The organism is Ochrobactrum sp. BTU1 (genome assembly GCA_018798825.1).
Taxonomy (GTDB): domain Bacteria; phylum Pseudomonadota; class Alphaproteobacteria; order Rhizobiales; family Rhizobiaceae; genus Brucella.
The window spans coordinates 1,473,555-1,489,142 of sequence record CP076355.1; the positions used below are offsets into that span (position 1 = coordinate 1,473,555).

The window sequence follows — 15,588 nt, forward strand, 5'->3', positions numbered from 1 at the left end:
GCGGTTTTCAAGTCGACTGAGGCAAACGCCGCCACAGCAAAAAAGCAATAGCCGCAGTAAAGCCAAGCGCCGGGATAAGCGTTGCAAATGCAATCACCGGATCCCCCATCAGCGCCGCAATTGCACCGCCAATCAGCCCACCACCCATCTGAAAGAAACCCATCATGGCCGAGGCAGCACCTGCCATCTTCGGAAATGGTGCCATGCCAGCTGAAGTCATCACCGGCATGACCAGCGACACGCCAAAAGCAAAAAGCCCCATGGGCATCATCACCAACAAGTAAGCGGGCTCGAACACCCGGAGTAGCGTCGCAATCAGTATGCTTGCCACAACCATAGCAACATAACCGGCTGCAGCCAGTTGGCGAGGACGATAAAACTTCATCAGTCGCCTGAACAACAGGCTTCCGACAAAATAGCAACTCGTCTGCAAAAGCAGGCCCACACCGAATTGTGTTGCCGTCATGCCCACCCGCCCCATCAGCACAAAAGGCAAAATAGTGGCCGCTGTATAAAGCCCGCCGGTGGTGCCACCAACACCAACGCTTGCATAAACAAACTGAGGACTCATCAGCAACGTGCAGTAAGAACGCAACAATTGCTTTGGTCGAATGCGGCTAAGATCGCGACTGACGGTTTCCCTGATAATGAAAATTGCCATCAGGACAACTAGAATGCCCAAACAGACCATGACGACGAAAATTGCCTGCCAGCCAAACAGTTCCATCGTCACACCGCCTAGTGTGGGCGCGACAGCAGGTCCAACTGCAATAACGATACCAATGAGGTTCATCACCCGCGCAGATGCGTCATGGGTGAAAAGATCGCGCACGATTGCGCGCGAAATCGTTACCCCGACAGCAGCCCCAACGCCTTGCAGAAATCGCGCAACCAGAAGCATGTCAATCGTGGTGGAAAAAAGGGCGAGAATGCTGGCAATGAGATAAATCACCATGAAGGCGATGGTAATCGGTCTCCGCCCGAAACCATCGGACAGCGGCCCGCAGACAAGCTGTGAAAAGCAGAAGCCCGTGAGATAGACCGATATTGTGAGCTTCACCATGGCTTCTGTCGTGCCAAAGGCACGAACAATCTCAGTCATGGCTGGCGTATAAAGTGCCATCGACATAAGACCCAGTGCGGCGAGAAGACCGCCGATAACGCCGACCCGCAATTCGCTCATTACCGGTTGCGCATCCTGGGCATTACGATGATGTGGCGCGAGCTTCATGGAATGCTACTACCGCTCTCGGCTTGACCACGAAAACCCGCAGTCAGAATGCCTAATTTACAGGGATTTGTAAGTGCCCACATTGCATGGGATCACGGCTGTCTTTCATCCCTATTATCTGCGGGGGATAGGGTCAAGCCACGCTATACGGTCATGCGAAACAGAAGCATAGGCCCTTGCCCGTTAGTCATTGAACTCCTAAATCTGGTGCATACGGAATTCAATTGATGTGGAGTTTTCTGATGTCCGAAAAGCCAGCTTACAATTACGCGCTTACCGAATGGAACGGACCGCTTGGCCTGCCGGATTTCAAAGCATTCAAGGATGGCGATTTCGCTGCCACCTTTGATGCAGCTCTGGCTGATGACCTTGCGGAAGTGGAAACAATCTCTCATGAGACCGCTGAAGCGACGGTTGAAAACACGCTGAAAGCTTTACAGCTGACGGGCAAGTCCCTTGATCGCGTTTCCTCCATTTTCTGGCTTCGCGCAGGTGCTCACACCAACGACACTATTCAGACGCTGGAGCGTGAAATCGCACCCAAAATGTCGCGCCATTATTCGCGCATCATGATGGACCCGAAGCTATTCGCACGCATCGATGCACTTTATGAGAAACGCGACGATCTTGATCTGGATGTCGAAACCAAACGCGTTTTGGAAAAGACCTGGAAAGGCTTTGTTCGCTCCGGTGCAAAACTTGACGAAGCCGGCAAAAAAGAACTCGCAGGCATCAATGAAAAGCTTGCTGGCCTTGGCGCACGCTTCGGGCAGAATGTTCTGAAGGATGAATCGAGCTGGGTTTTGTTCATCACCAATGAGGCCGATCTTGCGGGTCTTCCGGATTTCCTCAAAAATGCCATGCAAAGTGCTGCAGCCGAGCGTGGTCAGCCGGACGCATGGGCGGTGACGCTATCACGCTCGATTGTCGAACCATTCTTGACCTTTTCGGAGAATCGGGAACTGCGCGAACAAGCTTTCAACGCCTGGGGAAAGCGCGGCGAAAATGGTGGCGAGACCGACAACCGCGAAATCGTGCGGGAAATGGTGGAACTACGCGAGCGCAAGGCTCACCTGCTGGGCTATGCCAATTTTGCCGCATACAAGCTCGACGACACCATGGCCAAGACGCCTAAGGCTGTCATGGACCTGCTGGAGCCGGTCTGGGACAAGGCGCGCGCTAAGGCCCATGAAGAAGAAAGCGAACTTGAACGTCTGATCGCAGCCGACGGCCATAACCACAAAGTAGCGCCCTGGGACTGGCGTTTTTATGCTGAAAAGCTTCGTGCCGAACGCTTTGCCTTTGATGAGGCTGAACTCAAGCCATATCTGCAACTCGAAAACATCATCGAAGCGAGCTTCGATGTTGCAAGCCGCCTTTTCGGCATCCGTTTCGAGGAAAAGAAAGGGATCGCCGCATGGCATCCCGATGTAAGGGTGTTTCGGGTATTGAACGCTGACGGCAGCGAACGGGGGCTATTCTTAGGTGACTATTTCGCCCGCACATCTAAGCGCTCTGGTGCATGGATGAGTTCGCTGCAATCGAGCCACAAGCTTAATTCCGGGCAGAAGCCATTCATCTACAACGTGATGAATTTTGCAAAGCCAAAGGCCGGTGAGCCCGCGCTTCTTTCGCTTGATGATGCCCGCACACTGTTCCACGAATTTGGTCATGCGTTGCATGGGCTTTTGTCGGATGTGACATGGCCTGCTGTTTCCGGCACCGCTGTTTCGCGTGACTTTGTTGAACTGCCATCCCAGCTCTACGAGCATTGGCTGACCGTCCCTGCTGTGCTTGAAAAATATGCCGTTCACTACCGCACTGGAGAAGCAATGCCAAAGGCGCTTTTAGAAAAGGTGCTTGCCGCACGTTCTTTCAATGCAGGCTTCAACACAGTGGAATTCACCTCATCCGCGCTTGTCGATATGGCGTTCCATACGGGCACGCAAACAATCAGCGATCCGCTGGCCTTTGAGGCGGAAACACTAAAAAAACTGTCGATGCCCGATGCGATTATCATGCGCCATCGCACGCCACACTTCACCCATGTCTTCTCCGGGGACGGCTACTCCGCCGGCTATTATTCCTACATGTGGTCGGAAGTGCTCGATGCCGATGCATTCTCGGCATTTGAGGAGACGGGAGATGCGTTTAACCCGGAACTGGCAGCGAAGCTAAAGCAATATATCTATTCTGCCGGCGGCAGCCGTGATCCAGAAGAGCTTTACAAAGCCTTCCGCGGTAAGATGCCAACGCCGGATGCAATGATTGAGAAACGTGGGTTAAATTAAGCGCATCTCAATGGATGGGGCCGGGAAACCGGCCTTTTTCAATTCTCATGGCTGAGAATATTTACAAGCCGTCCATAGGGATCACGCACAAAGAAGCGTCGAACACCCCAATCCTCGTCAATGGGCCCATATTCAACTTGAAAGCCAGCGGCAATCATTCGCTCAAGCACCGCATCAGTATCATCGACTTCTATGGAGAGATCGGGCACCTGCGTGCCCGAACCACCTTCAGTAGCAAAGCTGATCTGCACCCTTGCTTGTGCATCTGCGGCATAGGTGACAATCCAGCCATGGTCCATCACCACATCAAGTTCCAGTACATCCGCGTAAAATCGCTTCGCTGCCGAGAGATCATCGGCTGCTATGTTGGATATGATGCGGCGGACAGCCATCAATATTCGCCGAGCTTGATGTCTGGTGTGTAGTCGACGCCGTCGACTTCCTTCACAACAGGCTGACCGCAATGCAGAACGCCAGTTGCCGCATTGAACGCGTAGGTCGGGGAGCCATAAAGCTGCCAACCCTTGTTAAGTGCCGCGGTAACTCGGTGACAGAACGCGGAATCATCCGGGCCGGTGATGAAACGATAGAGCTTCATAGTCATGCTTCCTTGGTTAAGATGTAAAACTGGATTTTGCGAGAACGCGCTCGGCTATTTCGAGATGCAGACGCTCAACCATCTGTCCATTGAGCGACACTACGCCCTTTTGAGCATTCTCGGGCTGCGCAAACACTGAAATCACCGCGCGGGCATGGGCCACATCTTCATCGGACGGTGAGAAGACACGATTTGCTGGCTCAATTTGCGAAGGGTGAATAAGCGTCTTGCCATCAAAGCCCATCAGAGCTGCCTGTAAGCATTCCGCTTCAAAGCCCACACTATCCCGAAAGTCATTGAAAACCCCATCCAGCACATCAATACCGCCAGCGCGGGCGGCCAGAATGATCTGCATCAGCCATGGGATCAGATAAGGCCTCCCGACTTGCGGACGAACACCGGTGGCACGCGCAATATCATTTGGACCCACCACAAAACAGCCGAGCCTTGCCGCCGAACGATGGCCAAGTACAGCAATTTCATCCGCATTGAGGATACCGCGTGGAGTTTCGATCATCGCCCAGACACGCGTATCAGGGTCCGCATCGTGGCGGTCAAGCCGATTGGCGGCGTCAATCACATCCTGCGGCCGCTCGACCTTGGGCAGCAACACCGCGTCCGCCCCCATATTGGCTGCGGCAGCAACGTCGCCTTTACCCCATTGCGTATCGGAAGAATTCACCCGCACCACCCGCTCGAATCCAACCTTTGGATGCTCGGAAAAATATGCGGACAGAGCGTCTCGCGCTGCAATTTTTGTCTCAGGAGCTACGGAATCTTCGAGATCGTAGATCACACAATCCGCTGCAAGCGTCAGCGACTTTTCGAGCGCACGACTATTGGATGCGGGTACGAACAAGACGGAACGACGTGGGCGAGCAATTGTTTTCATGCGCAATTTGTGCACCGTTCTGCATCAGCAGACAAGCGCTCGCCCGACAAAGTTTTTTAAATTCCGCTCGCTTCGTGTTCGAGCGTTCCGGTAAACTCACATGATGCACCGTGGTAATAGGTGCATCCGCCAACCTCTTCGATCTCGAGTTTATATTCACCAACGAAATTCATCTTGATCTCGCAATAGCGCGGGTTCCGCGCAGACTCGGCTTCGTTCGGATCAAAGCCTTCGCTCTGGATTTTGAATATCGCTTTTTTGTCTTTAATAGTAACATCCCCGGAAACGCCGCCACCGCAGCCTGGCTGATTATCGACCATTGGGACGCTTGTAGTTAGAGATACGGCATATTGATCGCCACTTTTGTGCGTCACATCAGCCTTGAGCTCCATGCCTTCATTGCTTGTAAAAACTCCTTCATGCGGATTGAAGCCCGGCTTGTTTTCCGAAGAAGCTGGCAAACTCGTCAGTGCTAATGTCAAGCCAAAGAGAAAAATTCGAAGCATATTCCACCCATCGCTGCTAGTCATAAGACATAAAAACGTTGAACCGACTTTGATTATTTAAGCCCTAAGGTCAAGCACATATAGTATTTTGGTGTTGTTAGCATAATTGATCTGGCCGACGCGGGTGTTGCTAGGGTGAGCGTTGCGGCGCCTTCAATTCTCTAGACTTGAAATCCGCACTAGCTCTGCTTATTTTCAATTCTTCGGTTGGAATGCACCCGCCGCTCGCAGCCTGAAGGCCATGGTAAAGCATTCTAAATACGCGTTCCTGTTCCGGTGAGGGCAGAAACGGCAATGCGGGCACCCGTTTACGAAAATGCCGCTCACATGCAGGAGCAAAACCATGACAACAGCCATCCTTGCTGGGCACAATACATCTGATTTTAAACATCAGGCTCGCCGTTTGCGGCAGGCACTGGGTGAAGAGGGCATTCATATCAGCCACGGAAAGGCGCTGGATCTAGTTGCTCGCCAGTCCGGCACCCGCGACTGGAACACCCTTGCAGCCCATGGCGTGCACGTCGGAACCCTACGCGCCGAAGACAGTGCTGCCCCATACCGTGTCGGCCAACGCGTTTCAGGCATGTTCCATTCAACTGCCTTCAACGCTCGCATCATCGGTGTTGAAGAGACAATCAAACCTGATCTCTGGCGGATCACCCTGCAGTTCGATCCTGCGATTGATGTCGTAGTTTCGCCAAACCTCTCGATGCTGCGCAGACGCTTCACAGTTGTTCTTGGTGCAGACGGGAAATCTCGCAGGTTGACGGGCAGCGAGACCGGCGGCATTGCACTTAATGTGCAATAATTTCGTCTAGCTTCGCTTCGGCGCATGATTGCGAATTTCTGGTGCGAATTTCAGACATATTCATGCGTAAAACACAATAGTCGTTTCCGGCTCGCCTCAAAACAGGCCGGAAGCGCTGCTAATCTGCCGAAAGGGTTGCGACCTATTAGGCAGTTGCGGCCTGAAACATTGACTCTGTGCGGTGCTGATGTAAATCAGACTGCAAATTTAAAATACCCAACCGACAGGTCAGGAACATGGACAAGTTCACCAAGCTCACGGGCGTCGCGGCCCCCCTGCCGATCGTCAATATCGATACGGACATGATTATCCCGAAGGATTATCTGAAGACGATCAAACGCACGGGTCTGAGCAAGGGGCTTTTTGCCGAAATGCGCTTTAATGAAGACGGAACCGAAAATGCGGATTTCGTGCTCAACAAGCCGGGCTATCGCAACGCCCAGATTCTGGTTGCTGGCGACAATTTCGGCTGCGGCTCCTCGCGTGAACACGCACCTTGGGCTCTGCTCGATTTCGGCATTCGTTGCGTAATTTCGACCTCGTTCGCCGATATCTTCTACAACAACTGCTTCAAGAACGGCATTCTGCCGATCAAGGTCAGCCAGGAAGAACTCGACAAGCTGATGGACGATGCATCGCGCGGTGCGAATGCCACGCTCACCATTGATTTGGAAGCCAAGGAAATCCATGGCCCGGATGGCGGCTCAATTTCCTTCGACCTCGATGATTTCAAGCGTCATTGCCTGCTCAATGGTCTCGATGACATCGGCCTGACCATGGAAAAGGTAACAAACATTGACACATTTGAAGCAAAGAACGCCCAACAGCGTCCTTGGGCATAATGGTCATTGCATTAAACGTCTCTGGTCGACGCGTGGTGGCCTGAACAAGTGAATAGGACACGATTGGCTGAAATGGCCCGAGAAGATCAAAGCGGTGATTGGGCGGCACGTTTGTCGCCCTCGCTAGACGAAATTGAATCCATCGCGATCGAAGCTCTTGCGCATCTGCCTCAAGAGTTCAGGACGCTGTGCGGCGATATTATTATCCAGATCTCTGACTTTCCCGAAGAACAGATTGTCGAAGACATGGGATTGGAAACGCCGTTCGACCTGTTAGGCCTATTCGAGGGCACTGGTATTGGTGAACGCTTCAGCCTGCAAACCGGCGAAGGCCCCAATCGCATCACGCTCTTCCGCCGCGCAATTCTGGATTACTGGTCCGAACACGAAGAAACGCTTGGCGACATCATCACTCATGTTCTCATTCATGAAATCGGCCATCATTTTGGCCTTTCGGATGACGATATGGAAGCGCTGGAAGCTCAGGCAGATTAGAATTACGGATTTGCGATGAGCGGCAAACTTTTGCTTTTTCGACCAAAACAGTGACAATTTCGGCAGTTTTCCAGTAGATTTCGATACAATCGCATACAGATATTGCATGCGCAGAATGCTATTGATTACCTCAGTTCAAACTGAGTGACGATCATGAGCCTTTCTCCGGCGGCCTACCAGCTTCTCCTCGTTTACACGACCTATGTTATTGCTGCCGGAAGTCCTGGCCCCAGCAATATGCGCATCATGGGCGTTGCCATGAAGCAAGGCCGAAAAGCGGGATTGATGTTTGCCGCAGGCGTCGTGACAGGCTCCATCTTCTGGGGTCTGATGGCTGCGACCGGTGTTTCAGCGATCCTCACACGTTTTGCTGAGGCGCTGATTGTTCTCAAGATTTTCGGCGGGCTGTACCTCCTGTACCTGGCCTTTAAAGCGGCACGCGCTGCCATGACATCGGACGAAAAGATCGCTGCTCGCGCAACTAGCGGAGATGCTTTCCTATCAGGCGGAGAGCTTTACCGACGTGGCTTGCTGCTGCATCTTTCCAATCCCAAGTCGATCCTGTCATGGATCGCACTGGTAACGCTTGGCCTTGGCACAAACTCGTCTTGGCCACAGCTGACCGCATTCCTAGGCGGCTGTATAACGCTGAGCATCACCATCTTCTGCGGCTACGCCGTTGTATTCTCGACCGCGCCCATGGTGCGCATGTATCGACGCGCTCGCCGCTGGATCGAAGGCGTTCTTTCAGCCGTCTTTGCCGTCGCTGGCATTCGCCTGCTTCTGTCACGCTGAACCTATCTGAGAAACGAGTATCGCAATGAAGATTTTCAAAGGCCTCTCCGCCTTCCCCCTCACCCCAATCGACGCAGCAGGCAATCTTATTGAGGACGCGCTCAACTCTTTTCTCACCCGCGTCCACGACGCAGGCGCGGACTCGGTTGGCCTGTTGGGAAGCACCGGCGGCTACGCCTTCCTCACACGAGAACAACGTCGACATACGGTCAGGACTGCGGTGCAACACATCGGCGGCAAGGTGCCGCTGATCGTAGGCGTCGGCGCATTGCGTACCGACGAAGCGCAAGCGCTTGCCCGTGATGCGGCGGATGCTGGCGCTGATGCGCTTTTGCTCGCGCCCGTCTCCTATACTCCGCTCACACAGGAAGAAGGCTTTGAGCATTTCAAAGCTGTAGCAAGCGCGACCGATCTGCCTTTGTGTATCTACAACAATCCCGGCACCACTCGTTTCATTTTCACCGATGAACTGATTACGCGCCTAGCAGACCTCAAAAACATCAAGGCAATCAAAATGCCTCTGCCTGCCGAGGATGATTATGCGGCAGAGATTGCGAAGTTGCGCGCTACAACGCCCGATGACTTCGCCATTGGCTATAGTGGCGATTGGGGAGCAAAGGACGCTCTGCTCGCAGGCGCTGATGCTTTCTACAGTGTATCTGCGGGTCTTCTACCGAAGCAGTTCGCAGCACTGGTGCGTGCTGCCCAAAGCGGCGCACGGGAAGACGCCGAGCGTATCAACGCTGCATTTGAGCCACTCTGGAACCTGTTTAAAGCCCATGGCAGCTTCCGCGTAATGTACCTGATCGCCGATCTGCTGGGTATTTCAAAGATCGAACCGCCACGGCCGATTCTTCCATTGGGAGGAAAAACGCGTAGCCAGGTTGAGACGGCATTGAAAGCGTTGAATATTCCGCCTCAATGAAAAATGATAAAGGCGCCCGTTTGGGCGCCTTTCGCTGTTTGGCTTATGCCACGCTCAAGCGGACGTCAATATTACCGCGTGTTGCATGTGAATAGGGACAAACAATGTGCGCTGCATTGACCAGCTCTTCTGCTTTGGCTTTTTCAACACCCGGCAGAGCAACTGCCAGAGCCACATCCAGACCAAAACCTGCACCATCTTCACGTAGGCCAATACCAACGGTTGCAGTCACCGTGCTATCAGCGGAAATCGAAACCTTTTCCTTGGCTGCCACGAATTTCAATGCGCCAAGGAAGCAAGCTGCATAACCGGATGCAAAAAGCTGCTCAGGATTGGTGCCTTCGCCACCCGAACCACCGAGTTCCTTCGGGGTGTCGAGAACAACACTTAAACGCCCATCAGCGGTCTTGGCGCTGCCCGTGCGGCCGCCGGTTGCTGTGGACTGGGTCGTGTAAAGAATTGCCATTTTAAAATCTCCGTCGGTGAGTGTTCGCTTATCTCCACAACCAAAATTGCAAAATTTTAAATTGTGCGCAATCTACTTTTGCGAAATGTTTTTACACATATAAGTGATGCGCAATTCAATTGCACCTCATGTAAAGTTCTGCCAAGGAGCTTACGCTATGAAAGAAGACCCAAAGGGATCCCATCTCAATCTTTCGGATATGGTTTGTTTCGCGATCTATTCGACCGCGAATGCGCTGACCCGCGCCTATCAACCGATCCTCAGCAAACTGGAACTCACCTATCCGCAGTTTCTGGTCATGATTGTTTTGTGGGAACAGGATAACCGCACGGTTTCTGAAATCGGCGCGAAACTCAATCTCGATTCCGGCACCCTCACACCGCTCTTGAAAAGACTAGAAGCAGCAGGCCATATTGCGCGTCGCAGAGACCCACAGGATGAGCGGCAAGTCCGTATTACGCTGACCGATGCAGGCCGGGCTTTGCGCATAGAGGCCGAAAGCATTCCTGAGCAGGTCTTCTGCGCGCTCGGTCAGCCCATCAGCAACTTGCAGGATCTTCGAGCACAGCTGCTCGATGTCCGCAACAATCTCAAAGCCAGTATCTCAGGTTAGATCTTCAGTGCGCAGCTCGCCAGAACACCGTCATAATTTTCTGGATGCACTATAAAAAAACGCCGGTTTCCCGGCGCTTTTGTTTTTCAAACTGCAATCTCGATTAAGCAGCTAATGCCTTTGGCGTAATCAGGCCGCGAGCAACAAGCAGTTCTGCGATCTGAATCGTGTTGAGAGCAGCGCCCTTGCGTAGATTGTCGGAAACAACCCAAAGTGCCAGACCGTTTTCAACCGTGATATCTTCACGGATACGGCTGATGTAGGTTGCATCTTCGCCAGCCGATTCATACGGCGTGATGTAGCCGCCGTCTTCGTGCTTATCGACAACCTGACATCCCGGCGCTTCGCGTAGAATTTCGCGCGCTTCTTCAGCCGAAATCGGATTTTCAAACTCAATATTGACCGCTTCCGAGTGACCGATGAACACGGGTACACGAACAGCCGTTGCCGTAAGCTTGATCTTTGGATCAAGCATCTTCTTGGTTTCGGCCACCATCTTCCATTCTTCCTTGGTGTAGCCGTCTTCCATGAAGACATCGATATGCGGGATCACGTTAAACGCAATGCGCTTGGTGAATTTCTGAGCCGTAACTGGATCCGCAACAAAAACTGCGCGCGATTGCTGGAACAGTTCGTCCATGCCTTCCTTGCCGGCGCCCGAAACGGACTGGTAAGTCGAAACGACAACGCGCTTGATCTTGGCTGCATCGTGCAGAGGCTTCAGAGCCACGACAAGCTGCGCAGTCGAGCAGTTCGGGTTGGCAATGATGTTCTTCTTACGGAAGCTTTCAATCGCATCAGGATTCACTTCCGGAACAATGAGGGGCACATTGGCATCATAGCGCCATGCAGACGAATTATCGATTACAACGCAACCCTGCGCACCGATCTTTGGCGACCATTCCTTGGAAATATTGCCACCAGCGGACATGAGGCAAATGTCGGTATCAGAGAAATCGTACTGATCGAGTGCCTTCACCTTCAGCGTCTTGTCGCCATAGGATACTTCGGTGCCCTGGCTGCGGCGTGAAGCCAGCGCTACGACTTCATCAGCCGGAAAGCCACGTTCTTCGAGGATATTGAGCATTTCGCGCCCGACATTACCGGTGGCGCCGACGACTGCAATCTTGAAACCCATTTACCTTCTCCTGTCCTCTCCGCTTCCATAAAAACCCGCGACCAGCGGGCCTTTTCCCTGGGCCGGACCCGGGGAGAGAGGGCGAGCAGGCCAAGGGGTCAGACCGTTTTGGTGGTCGTTTTAATGCAAGTGGCCATGGTAGTTTTGGAAACGGACGCCATAGGGCTGTCAATGGCGATGAGGCCATTCAGTCCACACAGGCTATGTGATGCGCGAGAAGCGTTCACGGGTTTGTCTCCTTTTCCGATTGCGCTTTTAAGCCCTTTGAAAAAAGAGTCAATGTGTTTGCAGCCATGAGCGCAACAAAACTGCTCAAATATGCCGGAACGATGCCGCTTATTACGCCTCGACCACAAAAATGACAAAGGCCCGCGTCCCAAATCCGGCGCAGGCCTTTCAAAAATGATGCTCAAATTAGTAAAGCAGACGCGTCCGAACCGTACCCGGAATTTCACGCATTGCCTGCAATACATCTTCGGCATGCTCTTCCATCGCGTCGCCTTCGATCACCACGTAACCGACTTCACCATCGGTCTGCAGAAACTGACTGACGATGTTGATGTTGTGCGATGAGAAGATATTGACGAGGCTGTTGAGGATACCGGGACGGTTCTCGTGCACATGCATGAAGCGCGTACCGCTTGGACGTGCAGGCAGCTGAACCTGCGGGAAATTGACAGCTCCCAACGTCGAACCGACATCGGAATATTCAACCAGCTTGCGGCTGACTTCCATACCGATGCGCTCCTGCGCTTCTTCGGTCGAACCGCCGATATGCGGCGTTAAGATGACGTTTTCCAATCCCTGCAATGGCGAAACGAACGGATCCTTGTTGGAAGCAGGCTCAACCGGAAACACATCAATTGCCGCGCCGGCAAGATGACCTTCTTTAAGAACCTTCGCCAGCGCCTCCAGGTCAACGACCGAGCCGCGCGCATTATTGATCAAGAAAGCGCCTTTCTTCATCTTACGCAGCTTGGCTTCAGTGATCATCTTGGCTGTCGATTTATTCGATGGCACATGAAGACTGATCACATCGGAGATTTCGAGCAGTTCATCAAGGGTTTCCGTCGGGATGACATTACCATATTGCAGTTTGTCGGTCATATCGAAGTAACGGACGGTCATGCCGAGACTTTCAGCAAGATTTCCGACCTGCGAGCCAATATTGCCGTAGCCTACGATGCCCAGCGTCTTGCCACGGACTTCGCGGCTGCCGGTCGCACTCTTATCCCAGCCACCAACATGAGCTGCATTAGAGCGCGGGAAAATCCGGCGCATCAGCATGATGATCTCGCCAATCACCAGTTCAGCAACAGAACGCGTATTGGAAAACGGTGCATTAAAAACCGGAATACCACGTTTGCGGGCAGCTTTCAGATCAACCTGATTGGTACCTACCGAAAAGCAGCCGACTGCAATCAAGCGCTGCGCTGCTTCAAACACTTCATCAGTAAGCTGCGTGCGCGAACGGATGCCCACGATATGCGCGGAAGAAATTGCCTCAATCAGTTCAGCTTTGTCGAGTGCCTTAGGCAAATGCACGACGTTAGTATAGCCAGACGACTTAAAATAATCGACAGCAGACTGGTTGATGCCTTCGAGAAGAAGAACGTTGATACGCTCGCGCGCGAATGAAAGACGTGCAGTCATGTTTGGGGCTTTCAGGCTCTGGGCTCAATACTCGCTCAGCGACATAAATCAATCTGCAAATGTCGTCACTGCGATATTTTGGGTCGGAATTGATCGCGAGAGCGACTTAGCACCCAATGAATGAGAAAAAAACCAAATTCGATGAGAAAAGCCTTGTTAAGGGGCGATTTGGATAAAGATTCTAATGTTGTGGCATCTGGGCATCCAAGAACGCGCCAAACCCTCCGAGGAGGCTCGTAAAGAACTCTGGCACCACGTAAGCAAATAAGTTTCTCAACCGGCAGAGCGCGCTTCGCTTCTCATACTAAAAGATAATAAACGGATTAAACGATTCAGTTCATCATGCTTGCGTGGAAAAAGTGTGTGGAAGTTGGAGGAGAACGTTCACACACATCAGCAAAAATGCTGTTGGGAGGAATCAATGTCAGTTCAATCGAGCGCCGCTGCCGGCGCGCCTAAAATGACGCGCGAAGAAAAGAAGGTAATTTTCGCTTCTTCGCTCGGTACTGTATTTGAATGGTACGACTTTTATCTCTACGGAACACTCGCAGCCTTTATCGGAGCTGCGTTCTTCAATGAGTATCCCGAAACGACCCGTAATATATTTGTATTGCTGGCTTTCGCGGCGGGCTTTCTTGTACGACCGTTTGGCGCGCTCGTCTTCGGACGTATCGGTGATCTGGTCGGACGTAAATATACATTCCTTGTAACTATCGTCATCATGGGCGCATCGACGTTCCTCGTCGGCATCCTGCCTGGATCGGCGACGCTCGGTATTGTTGCGCCAGCGATTCTAATCATCCTGCGCATGCTGCAGGGTTTGGCGCTTGGTGGCGAATATGGTGGCGCAGCAACCTATGTTGCTGAACACGCGCCGAATGGCCGCCGCGGATTTTACACCTCGTGGATCCAGACGACCGCAACTTTGGGATTGTTCCTTTCGCTCATGGTCATTCTGAGCATTCAAAACGTAATGACGACGGAGTCTTTTGCTGCTTGGGGCTGGCGTATTCCGTTTCTGGTTTCAATTGTTCTTCTGGGTATCTCGGTCTGGATTCGTATGCAGATGAGCGAATCCCCGGCCTTTAAGAAGATGAAGGAAGAAGGAAAAACATCCAAGGCACCGCTGTCTGAAGCTTTCGGTCAGTGGAAAAATGCAAAGATCGCCCTCATCGCTCTCTTCGGGCTCACCATGGGTCAGGCGGTTGTCTGGTATTGCGGTCAGTTCTACGCGCTTTTCTTCTTGCAGAACGTTCTCAAGGTCGAAAATCAGACCGCAAACATCATGGTGGCGGCCGCGCTTCTGATCGGCACCAGCTTCTTCGTAATTTTCGGCTGGCTATCCGATAAAATCGGCCGCAAGCCAATCATCATGGCGGGCCTACTGCTCGCGGCGGTCACATATTTCCCGCTGTTCAAGGCTCTCACCCAGGCCGCAAACCCTGCGCTAGCCCAAGCAGAACAGACGATCCGTGCAACTGTCACCGCTGCTCCTGGTGACTGTAACTTCCAGTTTAACGCGACCGGAACCTCGAAATTCACTAGCTCCTGCGATATTGCAACGAGCTTCCTGTCACGCAGTGCTGTACCATATGACGTCGTGATCGGTCCCGCCGGACAGCCTGCAACGGTCAAGATCGGTGAATCCACTGTAACTTCGTTCGATGCTAATGCAGCCGGTGCAGAAGCAACTGCAAAGCAGGCCGCGCTCACGCATGACATCAACCTGGCCTTGCAAAAGGCTGGTTGGCCGCTCGTTCGTAGCCCAGCAAAAGTCGCGGATTCTAAACTCGATGCATTCATCGCAGCCAATCCGGAACTGGAACTGAGCGCAGAAGCTGTTCGCACGGGTGAGAAGGCTACAATGTCAAGTGCAGATCTTGTGAAGAACAAGATCATCACGCAGGCTGAAGCCGATGCTGCAGCGCAGCCAGAACAGGCTGTCTACACCATCCCGAATGCGGGAGCATTCAAGATGGTCGCCGATCCTTCGCAGATCAACTGGTTTATGACGATCGCCATTCTTACCATTCTCGTCATCTATGTGACGATGGTTTATGGCCCAATCGCCGCGATCCTGGTTGAAATGTTCCCGACCCGCATCCGCTACACCGGCATGTCACTGCCATATCACATTGGTAACGGCTGGTTCGGTGGCCTTCTGCCAGCGACGGTCTTCGCGATGAGTGCTGCAAAGGGTGATATCTACTACGGACTTTGGTATCCGATCGTAATTGCAACAATCACGCTCGTTATTGGTCTCATCTTTGTCAAGGAAACCAAGAATGTCGATCTCAACAAGGTCGAGTAATTGAGCTTAAATTAAATGAAGACG

The 15,588-nt window shown here is 52.6% G+C and carries 16 protein-coding genes; 8 read left to right on the forward strand and 8 right to left on the reverse strand.

Features of this window, described 5'->3' with window-relative positions; translation table 11 throughout:
* Window positions 1-7 precede the first annotated feature (7 nt).
* The gene (locus KMS41_18130) at window positions 8-1,231 is read right to left on the reverse strand and encodes a multidrug effflux MFS transporter (GenBank protein ID QWK79390.1); all 1,224 of its coding nucleotides are present in this window, start codon (window positions 1,229-1,231) and stop codon (window positions 8-10) included.
* A gap of 242 nt (window positions 1,232-1,473) precedes the next feature.
* On the opposite strand from KMS41_18130, the gene KMS41_18135 reads away from it, so the two are divergent.
* Window positions 1,474-3,522 carry a M3 family metallopeptidase gene (locus KMS41_18135; GenBank protein QWK79391.1) on the forward strand — a complete coding sequence of 683 codons (2,049 nt, stop codon included), beginning with the start codon at window positions 1,474-1,476 and terminating at the stop codon, window positions 3,520-3,522.
* A 38-nt stretch (window positions 3,523-3,560) separates the two neighbouring features.
* Here the strand turns inward: KMS41_18135 and KMS41_18140 are convergent, their stop codons facing one another.
* From KMS41_18140 to KMS41_18155, 4 genes are read right to left on the reverse strand one after another with little or no spacing between them, the layout of a single operon-like run.
* Entirely contained in the window at window positions 3,561-3,914 is a 354-nt protein-coding gene (locus KMS41_18140; protein ID QWK79392.1) for a VOC family protein, read from the reverse strand.
* Window positions 3,914-4,120 (reverse strand): DUF1737 domain-containing protein, encoded by a 207-nt coding sequence (locus tag KMS41_18145; protein ID QWK79393.1) that lies wholly within the window; start codon window positions 4,118-4,120, stop codon window positions 3,914-3,916. The genes KMS41_18140 and KMS41_18145 overlap by 1 nt, the downstream gene beginning before the upstream one ends.
* A 16-nt stretch (window positions 4,121-4,136) precedes the next feature.
* On the reverse strand, window positions 4,137-5,012 hold the full coding sequence (locus KMS41_18150; protein ID QWK79394.1) for a CoA ester lyase: 876 nt from the start codon (window positions 5,010-5,012) through the stop codon (window positions 4,137-4,139).
* 56 nt (window positions 5,013-5,068) lie between these two features.
* Window positions 5,069-5,518 (reverse strand): hypothetical protein, encoded by a 450-nt coding sequence (locus KMS41_18155; protein QWK79395.1) that lies wholly within the window; start codon window positions 5,516-5,518, stop codon window positions 5,069-5,071.
* 343 nt (window positions 5,519-5,861) lie between these two features.
* Between KMS41_18155 and KMS41_18160 the strand changes: the two genes are divergently transcribed.
* The 5 genes from KMS41_18160 to KMS41_18180 all read left to right on the forward strand — a co-directional run bounded on the left by KMS41_18160 (window position 5,862) and on the right by KMS41_18180 (window position 9,383).
* Window positions 5,862-6,326: a hypothetical protein gene (locus tag KMS41_18160; GenBank protein ID QWK79396.1), complete on the forward strand. Its 465-nt coding sequence runs from the start codon at window positions 5,862-5,864 to the stop codon at window positions 6,324-6,326.
* Window positions 6,327-6,562: 236 nt separating this feature from the next.
* Window positions 6,563-7,168, forward strand: coding sequence for a 3-isopropylmalate dehydratase small subunit (gene leuD, locus KMS41_18165; GenBank protein ID QWK79397.1), 606 nt, complete (start codon window positions 6,563-6,565; stop codon window positions 7,166-7,168).
* Between the two features lie 72 nt (window positions 7,169-7,240).
* A complete protein-coding gene (locus KMS41_18170) occupies window positions 7,241-7,663 on the forward strand; it encodes a metallopeptidase family protein (protein ID QWK79398.1) in 423 nt (140 codons plus the stop codon).
* A gap of 153 nt (window positions 7,664-7,816) precedes the next feature.
* A complete protein-coding gene (locus KMS41_18175) occupies window positions 7,817-8,458 on the forward strand; it encodes a LysE family translocator (GenBank protein ID QWK79399.1) in 642 nt (213 codons plus the stop codon).
* Between the two features lie 25 nt (window positions 8,459-8,483).
* Complete coding sequence (locus KMS41_18180) at window positions 8,484-9,383, forward strand: dihydrodipicolinate synthase family protein (GenBank protein ID QWK79400.1); 900 nt, start codon at window positions 8,484-8,486, stop codon at window positions 9,381-9,383.
* A gap of 43 nt (window positions 9,384-9,426) precedes the next feature.
* Here the strand turns inward: KMS41_18180 and KMS41_18185 are convergent, their stop codons facing one another.
* The gene (locus tag KMS41_18185) at window positions 9,427-9,849 is read right to left on the reverse strand and encodes an organic hydroperoxide resistance protein (protein ID QWK79401.1); all 423 of its coding nucleotides are present in this window, start codon (window positions 9,847-9,849) and stop codon (window positions 9,427-9,429) included.
* A 157-nt stretch (window positions 9,850-10,006) separates the two neighbouring features.
* On the opposite strand from KMS41_18185, the gene KMS41_18190 reads away from it, so the two are divergent.
* Window positions 10,007-10,462 carry a MarR family transcriptional regulator gene (locus KMS41_18190; GenBank protein ID QWK79402.1) on the forward strand — a complete coding sequence of 152 codons (456 nt, stop codon included), beginning with the start codon at window positions 10,007-10,009 and terminating at the stop codon, window positions 10,460-10,462.
* A 103-nt stretch (window positions 10,463-10,565) separates the two neighbouring features.
* Here the strand turns inward: KMS41_18190 and KMS41_18195 are convergent, their stop codons facing one another.
* Entirely contained in the window at window positions 10,566-11,600 is a 1,035-nt protein-coding gene (locus tag KMS41_18195) for an aspartate-semialdehyde dehydrogenase (protein ID QWK79403.1), read from the reverse strand.
* A 414-nt stretch (window positions 11,601-12,014) separates the two neighbouring features.
* Window positions 12,015-13,253, reverse strand: a complete 1,239-nt coding sequence (serA, locus tag KMS41_18200; protein ID QWK79404.1) for a phosphoglycerate dehydrogenase — start codon at window positions 13,251-13,253, stop codon at window positions 12,015-12,017.
* A 421-nt stretch (window positions 13,254-13,674) separates the two neighbouring features.
* Between serA and KMS41_18205 the strand changes: the two genes are divergently transcribed.
* Window positions 13,675-15,564 carry an MFS transporter gene (locus KMS41_18205; GenBank protein QWK79405.1) on the forward strand — a complete coding sequence of 630 codons (1,890 nt, stop codon included), beginning with the start codon at window positions 13,675-13,677 and terminating at the stop codon, window positions 15,562-15,564.
* The last annotated feature ends 24 nt before the right edge of the window (window positions 15,565-15,588 follow it).